Origin of the sequence: Falsiroseomonas sp. CW058, assembly GCF_050563535.1 — a bacterium.
In the GTDB taxonomy this organism is placed as follows: Bacteria; Pseudomonadota; Alphaproteobacteria; order Acetobacterales; family Acetobacteraceae; genus Falsiroseomonas.
Genome location: NZ_JBNXUO010000034.1, coordinates 20,444 through 36,917, shown reverse-complemented (window position 1 = coordinate 36,917; position 16,474 = coordinate 20,444). Strand labels below are relative to the sequence as shown.

Here is a 16,474-nt window from a genome sequence, read left to right as displayed (position 1 = left end):
ACGCACCGCCTTGCACACGCCCCCTCCTGCGCCGTTCGCGCGGCGGAACCGCCCCATATGGTCGGACCGCGGCAGCACGCGCAAGCGACCGCGCCCCCGGCCGGCATGGCAGCATCCGGCTTCGCCTCGCGCCCCCGTGATCACGCCTTTACGGCACCCGCCGCCGGACATAGAACCGCCCCGGCCGGGTTCCCGCGGAGGCTGGCACGTTCGCGGCGGCTTACCAAAAGGCATTCCGGCATGGCGACGATCTACCGCGCCGTCCACTATCCCCGGCGCGACGAGTGGGACAACTTCAACCTCGACCGCGATGACCGGAACATCCTGTTCCACCTCTCCATCCGGCCGGCGCTCCGCAGCATCGTCGTCAACGACATGGCCGACGGCGCCTGGGGCGCGGAACGCCACATCCCCTTCGTCCCGCCGAGCGAACAGCCCGTCATCCTGAAGACCGTGCTGTCCCGGCACGAGGCGCAGCTCCTCGTCGCCGGGCGGATCCTCATCACCCTGCCGCTAGCGACCGAGGCGGGCCCGGAGGTCCGCGTCCGTTCCTCGATGGCGTGGTCGGCCTCCGCCGCGCTCGGGCCGCTGCGGCCCGGCCGCGCCGGCAGCGCCTGGCTGCCCCCGGACGGCGTCGGGGCGGAGGAGCTGCGCGGCTTCCTCGTCGCGCCCGGCTGGGGCGGCGGGCCGGCGGTGCTCGAACTCGGCGGCCAGGTCTTCGCGCTGCGGGCGGAGCCGGTGCCGGGCGAGGTGGTCGGGGCGCTCGGCGGCGAACCGCCGGTGCAGGGGTTCCGCGTGGCGCTCGACGCCGCGGCGCGGCAGGCCATCGTCATCGCCCGCGCGGACCGGCGCCGCGCCCTGCGGATCGCGCTGCGGATCGACGGCTGCGACGAGGCCGAGGCCTGGATCAACCCGCCGGGGCTGGTGGACGAGGTGGCGGACGGCACCGTCTCGGGCTGGGTCGCCACGCGCGGCGCGCAGCCGCGGATCGAGCTGCTGGCCGGCGGGCGCCCCCTGCCGGTGCGCGTCCCGCTCGGCGATGCCCCGGTGCTGCCGGCCGATGCCCGGCTCGCCGCGCTGGACCAGGAGGAGGGCGATGGCCCGGCGGAGCGGCGGATGCGCTTCCGCCTGGTGCTGCCCGCCGCCGCCTGGCGGGCCGCCGATGCCGACGGCCTGCTCGACCTGAGGCTGCTGGCGGAAGGGGCGGAACTGCTGGCCGGGCGCTTCGCCCTGCCCCGCCCCGCCGCGGCGGCCCGCCCGGGCGCGGTCCCGGCGGAACCGGCGGCCCCCGCCATCCCGCTCGCCCCGTCCGCCACGGGCGACGTGGTGGAGGTGCTGCGCCTCGACATCCCGCCCGGTGCGGCGGAGGACGTCTTCATCGACCTCCTGGCCCCGGATGGCGGCATCCCGCTGCACCTGCGCTACCGCGCGCGGGAGAACTGGCTGGTCGCCAACAGCTTCGCCGACGGCCGATGGGGGCGGGAAAGGGTGCTCGCCCGGCTGCCTTCCCAGTGGGAGCGGCTGCCGGTGGATGTGGAGATCGGCGCCGGGCGCTGCGTCATCGCCGTGGACCACCACCCCGTCGCCGAGGTCGAGGCGGCGCGCCTCGGCCTCGCCGCGCTCGACATCCGCGGGCGGCACCAGCGTTTCGCCCGCCGCGTCCCGCGCGGCCCGGCGCCGGCGCCCGGCGCGGTGCCGCTCGGCGCCGTGGACCGGATCGAGGCGGAACGCATCCTGGGCTGGGTGGCGCGGCCGCAGCATGGCCAGCCGGTGCTGCTGGAGGCCGGGGGCGAGCCGGTGGACCTCGCACCCGTCTGGAGCGAACTGCCGGACCTGGCGGCCCGCATCGGCGCGCCCGATCCGCGCATCGGCTTCGAGCTGCCGCTGCCGCCCACCCTGCGGGGCCGGCTGGGGGCGGAGCCGCTTCGCCTGACCCATGCGGGCTTCCCGCTGAGCCACCAGCCCGCCTGCGACGCGGCGGTGACGGAGGTGGCGGGCTTCGCGCTGCGCGGCGTGGTGCCCGCCCGCGCGGACGGCACGGCGCCCGCCCTGGAGGTCCTGGTGGACGGGCGGCCGATGGAACTGGCGCCCGCCATCTGGCCCGAGGCGGCCGGGGACGCCGCGCCCCGCCGCTTCGGCTTCGAGGTGGAGCTGCCCGGCACGATCTGGGCCCGGGTGCCGGACGGCGCGGATGTGCCGGTCGACATCGCGGCCGACGGCGCCGTGGTCGAGCCCTCGGCACTGGTCTTCACCCGCGCCATGGCGCGCCGCGCGCTCGGCCGCGCCGCGCGGCGCGGCTTCGAGGGGGCGGAGGCGCAGGCGGCCGGTCTGCTGGCGGTGGAGCATCTGGCCTTCGGCCGCTTCCTGCCCGACCTTCCCGCCGAGGCGGCGGCGGCGCTGCGCGACTTCGCCCGCCGCATGAAGCTCGAACCCTTCGTCCTGCGGGAGGGCGGGCCGGAGGAGGCCGCCGCCCCGCCACGGCCCGCGCCGGTGGACCGCGACTCGCTCGACCGCATCGCGGTCTGGCGCGCGCTGCGGGACCTCAACCGCCGCATCGCGCGCGACGGCGAGCCGGTCTTCGACCTTGCCCGCGGCGTCGCGCGGGACTGGGCGCTGGCCGGCGACCGCACGGCGCATTTCTGGTTCGCCATCGTCCCCAACCTCTGCGCGACGGATGAGCTGGCGAAGCTGCGGGACGTGATGCCGCTGTCCACCTGGTTCCGCCACGAGGGCGCGAACGAGGCCTGGGCGCTCAGCTCCGCGGTGGCGCTGCTGGCCGCCGAGGGCGAGGTGAAGCGCGCGACCGATGCGCTCTACCGCCTCGCGGCCAGCCCGCAGGGCTGGATCAACACCGCCTGCATCGGCTTCGCCGCGCGGCAGGTGGAACGCATGGCGGCGCAGCGGCAACTGCCGGACAACGAGGCGGAACGCTTCCGCTACGCCGTGCTCGCGCTGCTCGACGCCTTCAAGGGCGAATGGTTCTCCCGCCTGCACGACCGGCACCTGATGGAGGCGATGGTGCTGCTGCTGGGCCGGCGGAAGCTGGTGGCGGACTACCTGGCGGCGGACCTGGTGAAGGCGGCGGTGCGCCATTACGGCCTGTCGCCCGCCTTCTGGGCCGAATGGTCCCGCCACGCGCCGGCCGACGCCGAGCCGGAGCCGCTTCTGGAACTGTCGCAGCGGCACTTCGCGCTGCTCTCCGCCGCGACGGCGGAGCCCGCCCGCGCGGATGCCGAACTCGCGCGCATCCACGCCGCGCTCGACTTCTTCCGCGCGCACCGCAACCCGGAAGCGGTTATGTGGATGCGGGAACTGGCGGCGCATGCGCTTCGCGTCGGCGGCACGGCGCAGGCGGCCGACGTGTTCCGCCTGCTGGCGATGCTGGTCGCGCGTGAGCCGCGGGACGCCGTGCGGATCGCCGCCTTCCCCGGACGCGTGCCGCCGGGCGGGCTCGCCGCGCTCGGCCTGCCGCCCGCCTCCATCACGAGCCTGCTGCGGGAGATGCGGCCCCAGCCGCGCAGCGCCACCCATGGCGCGCAGGGCGAGGCCTGCCGCCTGCTGGCCGCCGCCGCGCCGGCCGACGACGCGCGGCAGGACATGCTGATGCAGCTTGCCGACGTGCTGGGGGACGGGCGGTCGAACCACCTCGGCGCCGACCTGCGGGCGATGCTGGCGGCCCGGCGGGCGGGGCGGCTGGCCGATGCGGTGGTCAGCCGCTTCGAAGCCGACCTCGCCGCCCTTCTCGCCGAGGAGGGGCACCCCCACCTGCCCGCGCCGGTGCTGGCCGGGCTCGCGCGGCTGGAACGGCTGAACCGCCGGCGCGACGACCCGTGGCTGGCCGCCAGCCTGCGCGGGCTGCTCGGCGCGGTGCGCGCGCGCTTCGGCACCCTGCACGACGGCGCGCTGGCCGCGCCGCCCGCGCCCGTCGTCGCGGGGGAGGACGGGGCGCTGGCGGGCGACGTGCTGGTCTGCGTCTATTCCTGCAACAAATACCTCGACAGCCGCGTCGCCGCGATCCGCGCGACCTGGATGCGCGACCTCGCCGCGGTCGGCGCACGCTGCATCGTGGTGGTGGGCGACGGCGACGACCGGCTGGACGGCGACGTGCTGCGGCTCGACGTCTCCGACGCCTACGAGGACCTGCCGCGCAAGACGCTGCGGATGGTGGACTGGGTGTTCCGCCACACGACGGCGCAGTACCTCGTGAAGATCGACGACGACTGCCAGCTCAGCGTGCCCAACTACTTCGGCACGCTGGAATACCGCGCGCACCACTACCACGGCCGGGTGCTGGAACGCGCGGTCGGCGGGATGGACCGGGTGTGGCACCACGCCAAGTCCACCTCGGAACGGGCGCGCGGGATCGACCGCTCGCCGGAGCCGTCGCGCTACTGCGACGGCGGCGGCGCCTACAGCCTGTCGCGCTTCGCGATGGACCGCCTGGTGCAGGCGGCGGCGAGCCGCGCGGGCCAGCGGCTCGTCGCCTGTTCCTTCATGGAGGACAAGCTGGTCGGGGACCTGCTGGCCATGCAGGGCATCGCCCCCGACAACACCGACTACGAGAGCTACCAGCGCCGCCGCACCTTCGGCAACGCGCATCCCGTGGGCATCTACGAGAACACCTTCTTCCCGTCGCGCATCGGGCCGGCGAAGGTCGTGCATCTCGACCTCGCCGAGGACCAGCCCCGCGCGCTGGCGCTGCGCGACCGGCAGGAGCTGAGCCCGAAGAAGCTCTGGCCCGGCTTCGCCACCGTGGGCACCGACTGGGCCGCGCACCAGCTGGAGCTGCTGAGCGCCCCGGGGGTGCTGGCGGCGGCGCAGGCGGAACGCGTCGGCGTCGTGCTGGCGGCGCGGAACGAGATGGCGATGCTGCCGCATTTCCTCGACCACTACCGCCGCATCGGGGTGCGCGGCTTCTTCGTGGTGGACAACGCGTCGGACGACGGGTCGCGCGAGTACCTGCTCGCGCAGCCCGATGTCGTGGTCTACTCCGCGACGACGGAGTACCGCACCTCGCACTACGGCGTGACCTGGCAGCAGACCGTGCTCGGCCACCACTTCCTCGGCCGCTGGGCGGTGGTGGCGGATGCGGACGAGTTCCTGATCTATCCGGGCTGGCGGGAGAAGCCGATCGGCAGCCTGGTCGCCGCGGTGGAAGCCGAGGGGGCCGAGGCGGTGCCGCTGGCGATGGTGGACATGTATCCCTTCGGCAGCCTCGACGAGGCCGACTTCGCCGAGCGCGACCCCTTCGAGGCGGCCCCCTGGATGGACCGCGAACCGGCCCCCGCCTACCGGCTGGCAGGCTGCTACTACAGCAACCGCAGCCAGCGCGTCAGCGCGCTGCGCCACCGCCTGCTGCCCGACAGCGAACCGAACGGCTTCGTGGCGGAGAAGGTGGCGATGTTCCACTACCGCCCCTGGCTGCGCGTGTCGGAAGGCATCCACAGCGCGGCGAATCTCCGCGTGTCGCAGCAGCGCGCCTGCTTCGCCCATTTCAAGTACCACAAGGGCTTCCGGCGGAAGATCCTGGACGAGATCGCCCGCGGCCAGCACTACAACGGCGCGATCGAGTACCGCCGCTACGCCGCGATGGTGGCCGAGAGCTTCGGCGCCTTCGGGCGCGAGGGGCTGTCCGTGCAACTCGGACCCGACGGCTACCCGCCGGGCTGACACCGCCCCGCAGGGCGGATGCGGCGATGGTCGCCGGGCGGGCGCTATGCCCCGTCCGGCGCCACGACGCCGGCGAACCAGGCGGCGACCTCGGCGATGAAGGGCTGCGCCGCCGCGTTCCAGTCGAGCCCCGCCGCCGCCGCCATCGCGCCTTCCGACAACCGCGCGAGACGGGGCGCGTCCTGGCCGAGGCCGCGCAGCGCCTCCACCACGGCGCGCGCGCCGTCCTCCACCAGCACCCCGTCGACGCCGTCCGCCACCAGCGCCGCCGCGGGGTCGGCATGCGGCAGGACGGGCACGCAGCCGGCGCGCTGCGCGTCGCGCAGGTCGATCCCCGTCGCCTCGCCGCCCGCCGGCAGCACCAGCAGGTCCGCTTGCGCGAAGGCCGCGGCCCTCGCGCCGGGATCGGCGCGGGCGACGCCCAGCGCGGCCAGCGCCGGCGGCAGGTCGCCCAGCGCGCGCCACGCCACCGGCAGCCCGGCCATGCAGGCGGCCATCACCGCCTGCGCGGCGCGGTCGCGCGCGGCGCGGTCCCCGGCATCCTCCAGGACCAGCAGCGCGCGCAGCGGGCCCGGCCCGCGCGGCCCCCGCACGGCCGCGTCCCCCGCCAGGGACGGCGCCGCGGGCAGGACGCGCAGCTTCGCCGCCGGCACGCCTTCGCCATGCAGCCAGTCCGCCACCTCCCCGCTCGCCGCCAGCAGCAGGTCGAGCGCGTGTTCGAAGGCGAGCGCCTGGTAGGGGTCGCCGGTGCCGCGGCCAGTGCGGCTGCGGCCGGCGCCGTGGACATGGCCGACGGTCCGCAGGCCGAGCTTCCGCAGCTCCGCCAGCACGGGGAACAGCACCGGCGTGCCGCTCGCCACCAGCAGGTCGAGCCCGCCGAGCATCCCGACCAGCGTCCTGTCGACCCCGCCGAGGTCGCCCGCCAGGGCGATGCGCTGGCCGAGGAAGTCGTGCGGCGCCTCGGCCGCGGCCGCGGGGCCGAGGAAGGTGACGCTGTCGAAGGCGGCCGCCACCGCGGGGTCGGGCCGGAGGCGCGGGGCGCCGAGGATGTGCAGATGCGTCGCGGCCCCGGCCGCGCGCAGCGCGCCCGCCACGCCGCAGGCCACCCGCAGGCGCCCGCCCTCGCCCGCCGGCAGCGCGAAGCCGATCTGCAGGCGGCCGCCGGGATGGCGCGCGCGCGGCAGGACGTGGTCGGCGCCGACCGCCTGGGACAGGTGCCCCGCATGGTCGCGCCGCTGCGGCAGCGCCGCGCCGTCGCGCCAGTTCCAGCGCCGCGGCGCCGGGCCGCGCCGCAGCCGGGCGCGGGTCGCGACCGGGTCCGGCACGTCGGCCGGCGCGGGCGCCTCCGGGAAGCGGAGCGTGAGGTGGAGCAGGCGCGGCTGCGGCGCCTCCCCCAGCAGGCTGTCGAGCCAGCCGCCCTCCTCGCGCAGGGATTCGCGCAGCAGCGCCTGCCGCGCCGCCCAGCCGGACACTGCCGTCCCGGCGCCCTCCCCGACCTCCAGCGCCACCTCGTCCACGGCCGGCGCCAGGTGGATCGCCACCGCGTCATGCCCGGCCGAGAGCCGTTCGAGTTGCCACAGCAAGCCGGCCCAGAGTCCCGCGGACCGCAGCGCGCCCACCGCCGCGTCGGGCAGCCAGACCAGCTGGGGCGGCGTGCCGAAGCTCTCGGGCTCCGCCTCCTCGGCGGCGAAGGCCTCGGCATGGTCGGCAAGCGGCACCAGCCGCGGCGGCAGGTCGGGGTCGCTGAACAGCTCCACCTCGCCGTCGGGCGTGCGGAACAGGGCGAAGCGCGGCGCTTCCTCATGCTCCCAGCGCAGCAGGTTGCCGACGCGCCAGAGCCCGCGGTGCTTCTCACGCAAATAGGTCAGGATGCCGGCGCGGACGCGGCTCGACTCGCGCAGCATGCTCTCGGCGCGCTGGCGGTATTCCAGGCCGAATTGCGGGTGGCAGCGGCCGCGGAACCCGTGGGAGAGCGCCTGGAGCCAGAACTCCCAGTCCTCGTAGCCGGCCTTCATCGCCTCGTCGAAGCGGATGCCGGCATCGAGCACGCGGCGCGCGACGAGGCTGCCCGCCTCGCTGATGTTGTCGAAGGCGACATGGGCGAGGCGCGAATAGGGCGCGGCGTAGTTGCCCGACCACTCGATGCCGAACTTGTCGATGCTGGGATAGATCCAGTCGGCGCCGCTGGACCGCATCAGGTCGAGCGCGTTGCGCATGGCGGTCGGCGTCAGGCGGTTGTCGGCGTCGAGGAAGTAGACCGCCTCCAGCCCCGGCCAGGCGCGCAGCGCGAAGTCGATGCCGAAATTGCGCGCCGAGCTCAGCCCGCCATTGGCCTTCCGCAGGTAGGTCACGCGCGGGTCGGACAGCGCATAGGCCGAGGCGGTGGCGCGCGTCTCCTCGAAGGGGCAGCCGTCGTCGACCAGCACCACCGCGACGCCTTCCGCGAGGTCCTGCGCCAGCGCCGCCTCCACCGCCTCGGGCAGCAGGGCGGCGTGCTTGAAGATGGGGACGACGATGGCGACGGCGGGGGAAGCGGGGGCGGCGGTCATCCGGCCATGATAGCCGCGGTCCGGCTACCCGGCCGCAGCACGGATCCCGGTGCAGGCGACCGAGAGGGTGCGTCCATCGCCCGGCGGCTGGTGGCAGCGGCCGAAGGCGAGACCGAGCGTGACGGAGCGGTCGCCGCGCCGCGCCTCGGGCGGGATGGCGATGCGCGCCACCAGGCCGTCCTGCAGGCTGCCCGCCATGGTCACGGCGGCGGGCATGCCGTTCACCGTGGCGGCGATGGACCCGGCGGTGAGGCCGGGGGCGGTGGCGACGATCGACATCTCGATCGCCGCGGCGCTGCGGGGCACGCCCTGCATGGCAAGGCTCACCTGCCGGCCGAGCCAGCGCCAGCGGCGTTCCCCGGCGCCTTCCAGCCCATGGAAGCCGGTGCCGCGGAAATCGGGGGCCGTGACTTCGGGCAGGGCGGGCTCGGGGGCCGGCGCCGCCTCGGGCGGGGCGGCGGGACGGCCCTGGCCGAAGGCGTCGGCCAGCACGACGGTCGCGGCGATCCCGCCGATCCGGGCGGGGGTGGCGCGGCCATCCGCGCCGCGGGTCAGGATGTGCAGGTCTGCGGCGCCGCGCCCTGGCTCGCAGGACAGGCGAAGCTCCGCCAGGCCGGCGGCGTCGGCGGCGATCCAGCCGGACCAGCCCGGCGCGGCGGGCGCGCCGGCCTCGGCGCGGGCGCGCACCTCCTGGAGGTCGCCGGCGCCGAGCGCGAATTCCGCGCCCCGCCCGCGGCCGGTGGCGCGCAGCAGCATCGCGCCGCGCGGCAGCCCGCCGCGCAGCCGGGCGAAGGCCGTCCCGCCTTCCGGCGCGTCGCAGGGAAGGGTGTCGTCGGCGAGCGCGCCGAGCGTCACCACCTCCCGCCCGCGGGTCACGTCGATGCGGTCGGCGGCGACGGGCACCTCCTCGAAGCCCTGCGCCTCGCCGGCCTCGCCCTCGATGTGGTCGAGCTGCGGCAGCGGCGGCATCACGCCGGGCAGGCCGGCCCAGACCTTGAAGGCGAGGCTGCGCGAGGCGACGGCGACGCCGTCCGGCCCGAGGATGCGGAAGGCCGGCAGCGGCTGCTCGGCGCCGAGGGAGAGGGCGATGGTGCCCGAGGAGACCTCCACCGACAGGCGCAGCGTGCGCGACAGGCCGGTGATGGCGGCATCGAGCCCGAAGACCTGCCAGCCCGGGCGCAGATCGGCGGCCGGCACGCGCCAGGCCGCGCGCTCGCGCCCGTCCTCGAGGCTGTGGAGCCGGATGGCGACCAACGCATCCGGGGTCAGCGGCGTCTCGGCCAGGTGCAGGCCGATGGCGCTGACGCCGCGGCTGGCAACGGGAAGGAGCTGGGCGAGGCTGCGCACATTCGCATCCTCGCCGAGGCGGAGCGCGAGCTCGCCGTCCTCGGCCGGGGGCTCGGCGAAGACGCAGTCGAAGTCCTGGCGGTTGTCGCGCGCAACGAAGGCCTCCAGCGCGGCAAGGCGCCGCTGCTGGTCGTCATGCTGCGCGCGGAGCTGGGCGAGGCTGCGGAGGGTGGAGGTGAGCTGCCCGGCCTGCCGACGCAGCATCCCGCTGCTGGCGCCGAGGACGGTGCAGGCCAGCGCCATGACGTCGCCGGGCTCGATCCGCGCGACGGCGGGCGCGGCATCGCCGCCCGGCATGGTGTCGAGCGCGTCCTGCATCGCGGCCTCGCCCTCGTCGGTGAAGGCGACGGCGGCGAGGCACATGGGCGGGCAGGCGGGCAGCGGGACGCGCTGGCCGTCGAGATGGACGAGCACGCCGCCCTCCGGGTCACATTCCACGGCGAGGGCGGGGACGGGGACCGAGAGCAGGTCGCGGGCGAGCTGGTATTCGGCGGCGGGGAACAGGATCACCGGCTCCCGCAGGGCATCGAGGAGGGTGGGGGGCAGCGCGCCATGCGCGTCCGCCGCCGCGGAAGGGCGGGAGAGGAAGGGGGTGCCGTGCCGGGGCGGGATAGGGGTGAGGAGCATGGGGGCGCTGCGTGGAGCCATGTCCTATCACATGCCTTTTTGTGCGGAAAGTCTTATTATTGATACTTTGCGATCCTCATCTTCCCATCCTGGGATGCCGCGATCCTCTGCCATGATCGACAGGCCTGGAACACGGGGGAGAACCCTGCGGTCCGGCCCATGCCGAGATTGACGACCAGCCTGTTAACGACGTGTTGTCCGTGCGGGTGGGAGGCAACTGCCGCCAGGCCGGCCCTGCCACGCGCCCGTGGCAGGGCCGGCGGGGTCAGCGCGGCTCCCGCGCCGTCGCCGGGGCCAGGGCCTCCAGCGGGCTCGCCGCGGCGGCGCGCTGCGCGGCGAGGCGGTCCGCCTCGTCCGCGACCTCCTCCGTGGACATCCAGCGATGCAGGACGCCCGCCGCCGCCGCGCCCAGGATGGGTGCCACCCAGAACAGCCACAGTTGCTGCAGCGCCACCCCGCCCAGCACCATCGCCGGCCCCGTGCTGCGCGCCGGATTCACGCTGGTGTTGGTGACGGGGATGGAGATCAGGTGGATCAGCGTCAGGCCGAGCCCGATCGCGATCGGCGCGAACCCTGCCGGCGCGCGGGCCGAGGTGGCGCCGAGGATGATGAGGAGGAAGAAGAAGGTCATCGCGACCTCCGTCACCAGGCCGGCAGCCAGCGTGTACCGCCCGGGAGAGGCATCCCCGAAGCCGTTCGCCGCCAGCCCGCCCGCCAGGTCGAAGCCCGGAGCGCCCGAGGCGATGGACCACAGCAGGAAGGCGCCGGTCGTCGCCCCCACCACCTGCGCTCCGATATAGGGCAGCGCCTCGCCCGCGCTGAACCGCCCGGCGGTGACCAGGCCGATGGTGACCGCCGGGTTGAGGTGGCAGCCGGAGACATGGCCGATCGCATAGGCCATGGTCAGCACCGTCAGCCCGAAGGCGAGGCTGACGCCGACGAGGCCGATGCCGACCTCGGGGAACTTGGCCGCAAGCACGGCGGCGCCGCAACCGCCGAGAACGAGCCAGAGCGTGCCAAGGAATTCGGCGACGAGCTTTCGTGACATGTCGGAAGGTACCTCCTTGCCGGATGCCGTCCTCAACCTCGCGATTGCATCGTATACGGATCGGCTGGGGGCCGACCCGGATTGGTGCTTGCTCGCGCAGAGTTGCTCCCCGTGGCCATGGCACGCGGCTCCGAGGGCCCTGCAGGCCGCTCAGCCCGGCGTCTCCTCCTTCCGGGCGCCGTCGAGCAGCGCGCGGCGCCGCTCCTCCTCGCGCCGGTCATTCGCCTTTTCGGCCTTGCTGCGCCCGTGCTTCGCGCGGTTCGCGGCGGCCTCGGCCTCCCGCATTGCGCGATCGCGCGCCTTGCGCGCCTTGTTCAGGTTGACGGGATCGCCCATGGCGGGAGAGTAGAGCAGGGCCGCCGCGAGCGGAATTGCCGCCCCGCCGCATGGGCGCGGACGGCCCCGACACTTCCATGGCACCCGGTGGACCGCCGGGCGCCGCCACCGGGACGGACACGCGCGATGCACATCCAGCTCACCGCCAGCGACGGCCACCGCCTTTCCGCCTACACCGCCGGGCCCGCGGACGCGAAGCGCGGGCTCGTGGTGGTGCAGGAGATCTTCGGCGTGAACCACCACATGCGCACCGTCTGCGACCGGCTCGCTGCCGAGGGCTATGCGGTGGTCTGCCCCGCCCTGTTCGACCGCGTGGAGCGCGAGGTCGAGCTCGGCTACCAGCCGGCCGACGTGCAGCGCGGCCGCGACCTGCGCGCGAAGGTCCCGGAAGCCGGGACGCTGGCGGATGTCGAGGCGGCGGCGGCCGCCCTGCCCGCCGGCGCCGCGCGCGGCATCATCGGCTACTGCTGGGGCGGCAGCGTCGCCTGGTGGGGCGCCACGCGGTCCCACAGCTTCCGCGCGGCGGTGGGCTGGTATGGCGGCGGCATCGCCGGCACCCGGACCGAAGTGCCGAACTGCCCCGTCCAGCTGCATTTCGGGGACAAGGACGCCTCCATCCCGATGGCCGATGTCGAGCTGATCCGAGCCGCGCAGCCGGGGGTGGAGGTCTTCGTCTATCCCGGCGCGCAGCACGGCTTCGGCTGCGACGAGCGCGGCACCTACAGCGCGCCGGACGCCGCGCTGGCGCAGCGGCGCAGCCTCGGCTTCCTCGCCACGCATCTCGGCTGACGCGGGCTTCCCGCAGGAGACACGGCCATGGGCTACTACATCACCTCGGGCATCTGCCTGTTCTTCCTGGCGATGATCCCGATCTGGTCGAACCGCGCCGACCAGCCGCAATACCCCTTCGCGGTGCTGATCCTGCTCGCGGTCATCGTCTTCCTCGTGCCGGTGATGCTCCGCCGCCGCCGGCGCGAGGGCGCGGCCGCGCCGGGCGCGCTGGCGGTGACGGTGGAGAACCTCGCCGAGGTGGACGCGGCGAACCAGCAGCGGCGCTGAGGCGCGCGGCCGGGGCCGCTATGCGCGCAGCACCCGCCCGGCCACCGCGTCCAGCTTCGCCAGCACCGCGGGATCCCGCTTCTCCGGCGCGGTGATCAGCGCGTGGTCCAGCGCCCGGTCGCAGCCCGCCGGGCAGGCGCCGCGGGGCGCGCCGAGGCCGGGGATCAGCGCCGCGACCAGCGCGCGCGCCTTGTCGGCGTTGGAGAACAGGACCTTCACCACCTGCTCCACCGTCACCGCGTCATGGTCGGGGTGCCAGCAGTCGAAATCCGTCACCATGGCGACCGTGGCGTAGCAGAGCTCCGCCTCCCGCGCGAGCTTCGCCTCCGGCATGTTGGTCATGCCGATCACGCTGCAGCCCCAGGACCGGTAGAGCAGGCTTTCCGCCTTGGTGGAGAACTGCGGCCCCTCCATCACGAGATAGGTCCCCCCCCGCGTCACCGGCAGGCCGAGCCCGCGGGCCGAGGCCTCGATCGCGTCGCCGAGGCGCGGGCAGACCGGATGCGCCATCGAGACATGGGCGACGCAGCCGCTGTCGAAGAAGGTCTTGTGGCGGGCGAAGGTGCGGTCGATGAACTGGTCGACGATCACGAAATGGCCCGGCGGCAGGTCCTCCCGCAGCGACCCCACGGCGGAGAGCGAGACGATTTCGGTGCAGCCAGCGCGCTTCATGGCGTCGATGTTGGCGCGGTAGTTCAGCTCCGACGGCGGGGTCGGGTGGCCGCGGCCGTGGCGCGGCAGGAAGCGGATGGGCACGCCGCCGAGGCGGCCAAACAGGATCTCGTCCGACGCCGCGCCGAAGGGGGAATCGACGCGGCGCCATTCCCGCTCCTCCAGCCCCGGGAAGTCGTAGAGGCCGGAGCCGCCGATCAGGCCGATGACGGGGTTGATGGTGGCGGTCATGCGGCGCGGCTCTCCCTGCGGGTCGGCGCGCTTCTACAGCAGGGCGGGCGCCGCATGAAGGCGCTGCGGCCCGCAACGAAGAAGGGCCGCCCCCTGCGGGGCGGCCCTGGTCCTGGGGAATGCCGGTGCGGTCAGTGCTTCACGTCGGCCCAGACCTTGCGCTTCACCGCATAGGTCAGCCCGCCGAGCACGATCAGGAACAGGATGATGCGCACGCCCATGGCGCGGCGCTGCTCCAGCTCCGGCTCGGCGGCCCAGGCGAGGAAGGTGGTCACGTCGCGCGCCATCTGGTCCACCGTCGCCTCGGTGCGGTCGGCGAATTCGACCTGGCCGGGGTTCAGCACGTTCGGCATCGCGATCTGATGGCCGGGGAAGTACTTGTTGTAGTTCATCCCGTCCATCAGCGTGAAGCCGGCGGGCGGGTCGGCGTAGCCGGTCAGCAGCGCGTGCAGGTAGTCCGCGCCGTTCGGGCGGGCCTTCACCATCACCGACAGGTCGGGCGGATAGGCGCCGTTGTTCGCCGCGCGCGCCGCCTGCTCGTTCGCGAAGGGCCGGCGGAAGCGGTCGGACAGGCGGCCGGGGCGCTCGAACATCTCGCCCTGGTCGTTCGGGCCGTCGGTCACCTGGAAGCTGGCGGCCACGGCGCGCGCCTGCTCCTCGGACAGGCCGATCTCGAGCAGGTTGCGGTAGGACAGCATCCGCATGGCGTGGCAGGCGGAGCAGACCTCCTTGTAGACCTGGAAGCCGCGCTGGAGCGACCCGCGGTCGAAGGTGCCGAACATGTTCTCGAAGGAGAAGCTGACCGGCGGCAGGGCGATCGCCTCGCCCGCCGCGCGGGCGGGCAGCGGGTTGAGGGCGACCGTCGCGCCGAGCGCCAGGGCGCCGAGCAGGGTGCGGGCGTGCCGCATCAGGGGGCGCATCAGGGCTTCTCCATCGGCTTGGCCGCCGCGCCGGCGGGAATCGGCCCGCCTCCGCGCAGCACCGGCCTGGCGATGCTCTCCGGCAGCGTCAGCGGCCGCTCGAGCCGGCCCAGCAGCGGGAGGATCACCAGGAAATAGGCGAAGTAGTAGGCGGTCGCGACGCGGGCGATGGCGACGTAGACGCCCTCGGCCGGCTTGGCGCCCGCCCACATCAGCACGAAGAAGCTGACGCCCCAGAGCAGCAGCGCCCAGCGCGCCACCGGCCGGAACCGCATGGACCGCACCGGGGAGGTGTCGAGCCAGGGCAGCACGAACAGGATGGCGATGGAGGCGAACATCAGCACCACGCCGCCCAGCTTGTCCGGCACCGCGCGCAGGATGGCGTAGAAGGGCAGGAAGTACCATTCCGGCACGATGTGCGCCGGCGTCACCAGCGGGTTCGCGGGGATGTAGTTGTCCGGGTGGCCCAGGTAGTTGGGCATGAAAAACACCAGGAAGGCGAAGACGATGAAGTACACCACCAGGCCGACGCTGTCCTTCACCGTGTAGTACGGGTGGAAGGGCAGCGTGTCCTGCGGCCCCTTCGGGTCGATGCCGAGCGGGTTGTTCGACCCCGTGATGTGCAGCGCCGCGACATGCAGGAAGACCACGCCCACGATCACGAAGGGCAGCAGGTAGTGCAGGCTGAAGAAGCGGTTGAGCGTCGGGTTGTCGACGCTGAAGCCGCCCCACAGCCAGGTCACGATGCTCTCGCCCACCAGCGGGATGGCGCTGAACAGGTTGGTGATGACGGTGGCGCCCCAGAAGGACATCTGGCCCCAGGGCAGCACGTAGCCCATGAAGGCGGTGGCCATCATCAGCAGGAAGATGACGACGCCGAGCATCCACAGCAGCTCGCGCGGGGCCTTGTAGGACCCGTACCAGAGGCCGCGCCAGATGTGGATGTAGACGACGATGAAGAACATGCTGGCGCCGTTCATGTGGACGTAGCGCAGCAGCCAGCCGAAATTCACGTCGCGCATGATGCGCTCCACGCTGTCGAAGGCGTAGGAGGTGTGCGCGGTGTAGTGCATCGACAGGAAGATGCCGGTCGCGATCATGATCACGAGGTTGACCATGGCGAGCGCGCCGAAGTTCCAGAAGTAGTTGAAGTTCCGGGGCGTCGGGAACGTCCCGTATTCCTTCTGGATCATGGTGAACACCGGCATCCGGCTGTCGATCCAGCGGATGACGGGGTTCTTGAAGGGACTGTCGTGAAGGCCGATGGCCATGGGGACCTTGGCTCCTCGGGTTGTCGGGCCGCGGGGCGGGCGCGGGGGATGCCGCGCCCTTCGCGCCGTCAGCCGATGCGGATCTGCGTGGGAGAGGTGAAGGTGTATTCGGGAACCGCAAGGTTCGTCGGCGCGGGGCCGAGCCGGATGCGCCCCGACGTGTCGTAGTGGCTGCCGTGGCAGGGGCAGAACCAGCCGCCGTAGTTGCCGCGCGCGTCGGTCGGCTTCTGGCCGAGCGGCACGCAGCCGAGATGCGTGCAGACGCCGAGCACGATCAGCCACTGGTCGCGCTGCACGCGGCGCTGGTCGGGCACCGGGTCCTTCAGTTCGGACAGCGGCGTGGCGCGGGCCTGCTGGATCTCCTCCGCCGTGCGGTGGCGCACGAAGACCGGCTTGCCGCGCCACACCACCGTCACCGCCTGGCCGGCCTGGATCGGGCCGAGGTCCACCTCGGTGCTGGCAAGCGCAAGAACGTCGCGCGCCGGGTTCATGGAGTGGACGAAGGGCCAGGCCACCACGCCGACGCCGACGGCGGCGAAGGCACCCGTCGTCAGCTTCAGGAAGTCCCGACGGGTCTCGCCCGGCGCCTCCCCGGCGCCGTGCGGCGCACTATTGGAGGCCATCGTCTCGGCCATGTCCTCGTCCCTTTCCGCGCCCCGCCGGGGCGGCACGCATCAGCCAGCAGATCAGACGCACCCCGATGCAGCCGCGGCCGCCGTCACGCCCATCGGGCGCGCGCATGCC

Annotated in this window: 11 protein-coding genes; 3 read left to right on the top strand and 8 right to left on the bottom strand. The window is 74.1% G+C overall.

Translation table 11 applies throughout. The features are described from left to right. Positions 1-240 precede the first annotated feature (240 nt). Complete coding sequence (locus ACK8OX_RS21210; protein ID WP_430666246.1) at positions 241-5,670, top strand: glycosyltransferase family 2 protein; 5,430 nt, start codon at positions 241-243, stop codon at positions 5,668-5,670. Between the two features lie 44 nt (positions 5,671-5,714). Here the strand turns inward: ACK8OX_RS21210 and ACK8OX_RS21205 are convergent, their stop codons facing one another. The 4 genes from ACK8OX_RS21205 to ACK8OX_RS21190 form a co-directional block, all read right to left on the bottom strand. Then, positions 5,715-8,219 carry a glycosyltransferase gene (locus ACK8OX_RS21205; RefSeq protein WP_430666245.1) on the bottom strand — a complete coding sequence of 835 codons (2,505 nt, stop codon included), beginning with the start codon at positions 8,217-8,219 and terminating at the stop codon, positions 5,715-5,717. A 24-nt stretch (positions 8,220-8,243) separates the two neighbouring features. Beyond that, a complete protein-coding gene (locus ACK8OX_RS21200) occupies positions 8,244-10,193 on the bottom strand; it encodes a DUF6212 domain-containing protein (RefSeq protein WP_430666244.1) in 1,950 nt (649 codons plus the stop codon). Positions 10,194-10,458: 265 nt separating this feature from the next. Next, entirely contained in the window at positions 10,459-11,241 is a 783-nt protein-coding gene (aqpZ, locus tag ACK8OX_RS21195; RefSeq protein WP_430666243.1) for an aquaporin Z, read from the bottom strand. Between the two features lie 150 nt (positions 11,242-11,391). Then, on the bottom strand, positions 11,392-11,577 hold the full coding sequence (locus ACK8OX_RS21190; protein WP_430666242.1) for a DUF4169 family protein: 186 nt from the start codon (positions 11,575-11,577) through the stop codon (positions 11,392-11,394). A 126-nt stretch (positions 11,578-11,703) separates the two neighbouring features. On the opposite strand from ACK8OX_RS21190, the gene ACK8OX_RS21185 reads away from it, so the two are divergent. Further along, the gene (locus ACK8OX_RS21185) at positions 11,704-12,366 is read left to right on the top strand and encodes a dienelactone hydrolase family protein (RefSeq protein ID WP_430666241.1); all 663 of its coding nucleotides are present in this window, start codon (positions 11,704-11,706) and stop codon (positions 12,364-12,366) included. Positions 12,367-12,393: 27 nt separating this feature from the next. Further along, on the top strand, positions 12,394-12,636 hold the full coding sequence (locus ACK8OX_RS21180) for a hypothetical protein (protein WP_430666240.1): 243 nt from the start codon (positions 12,394-12,396) through the stop codon (positions 12,634-12,636). Positions 12,637-12,654: 18 nt separating this feature from the next. Here ACK8OX_RS21180 and ACK8OX_RS21175 read toward each other — a convergent pair whose 3' ends face one another. The 4 genes from ACK8OX_RS21175 to petA form a co-directional block, all read right to left on the bottom strand. Further along, positions 12,655-13,539: an S-methyl-5'-thioadenosine phosphorylase gene (locus ACK8OX_RS21175; protein WP_430666239.1), complete on the bottom strand. Its 885-nt coding sequence runs from the start codon at positions 13,537-13,539 to the stop codon at positions 12,655-12,657. 131 nt (positions 13,540-13,670) lie between these two features. After that, positions 13,671-14,459 carry a cytochrome c1 gene (locus tag ACK8OX_RS21170; RefSeq protein WP_430666238.1) on the bottom strand — a complete coding sequence of 263 codons (789 nt, stop codon included), beginning with the start codon at positions 14,457-14,459 and terminating at the stop codon, positions 13,671-13,673. Beyond that, positions 14,459-15,730 carry a cytochrome b gene (locus tag ACK8OX_RS21165; protein ID WP_430666237.1) on the bottom strand — a complete coding sequence of 424 codons (1,272 nt, stop codon included), beginning with the start codon at positions 15,728-15,730 and terminating at the stop codon, positions 14,459-14,461. Before ACK8OX_RS21165 ends, ACK8OX_RS21170 begins: the two co-directional genes overlap by 1 nt. Before the next feature lie 68 nt (positions 15,731-15,798). After that, positions 15,799-16,365 carry a ubiquinol-cytochrome c reductase iron-sulfur subunit gene (petA, locus tag ACK8OX_RS21160; protein ID WP_430666236.1) on the bottom strand — a complete coding sequence of 189 codons (567 nt, stop codon included), beginning with the start codon at positions 16,363-16,365 and terminating at the stop codon, positions 15,799-15,801. Between the last annotated feature and the right edge of the window lie 109 nt (positions 16,366-16,474).

Bases quoted from the DNA above. Each gene is read 5' to 3' on its own strand.
- ACK8OX_RS21210 (WP_430666246.1), top strand. From the start codon at position 241: ATGGCGACGATCTACCGCGCCGTCCACTATCCCCGGCGCGACGAGTGG.
- ACK8OX_RS21205 (WP_430666245.1), bottom strand. From the start codon at position 8,219: ATGACCGCCGCCCCCGCTTCCCCCGCCGTCGCCATCGTCGTCCCCATC.
- ACK8OX_RS21200 (WP_430666244.1), bottom strand. From the start codon at position 10,193: ATGCTCCTCACCCCTATCCCGCCCCGGCACGGCACCCCCTTCCTCTCC.
- aqpZ (WP_430666243.1), bottom strand. From the start codon at position 11,241: ATGTCACGAAAGCTCGTCGCCGAATTCCTTGGCACGCTCTGGCTCGTT.
- ACK8OX_RS21190 (WP_430666242.1), bottom strand. From the start codon at position 11,577: ATGGGCGATCCCGTCAACCTGAACAAGGCGCGCAAGGCGCGCGATCGC.
- ACK8OX_RS21185 (WP_430666241.1), top strand. From the start codon at position 11,704: ATGCACATCCAGCTCACCGCCAGCGACGGCCACCGCCTTTCCGCCTAC.
- ACK8OX_RS21180 (WP_430666240.1), top strand. From the start codon at position 12,394: ATGGGCTACTACATCACCTCGGGCATCTGCCTGTTCTTCCTGGCGATG.
- ACK8OX_RS21175 (WP_430666239.1), bottom strand. From the start codon at position 13,539: ATGACCGCCACCATCAACCCCGTCATCGGCCTGATCGGCGGCTCCGGC.
- ACK8OX_RS21170 (WP_430666238.1), bottom strand. From the start codon at position 14,459: ATGCGCCCCCTGATGCGGCACGCCCGCACCCTGCTCGGCGCCCTGGCG.
- ACK8OX_RS21165 (WP_430666237.1), bottom strand. From the start codon at position 15,730: ATGGCCATCGGCCTTCACGACAGTCCCTTCAAGAACCCCGTCATCCGC.
- petA (WP_430666236.1), bottom strand. From the start codon at position 16,365: ATGGCCGAGACGATGGCCTCCAATAGTGCGCCGCACGGCGCCGGGGAG.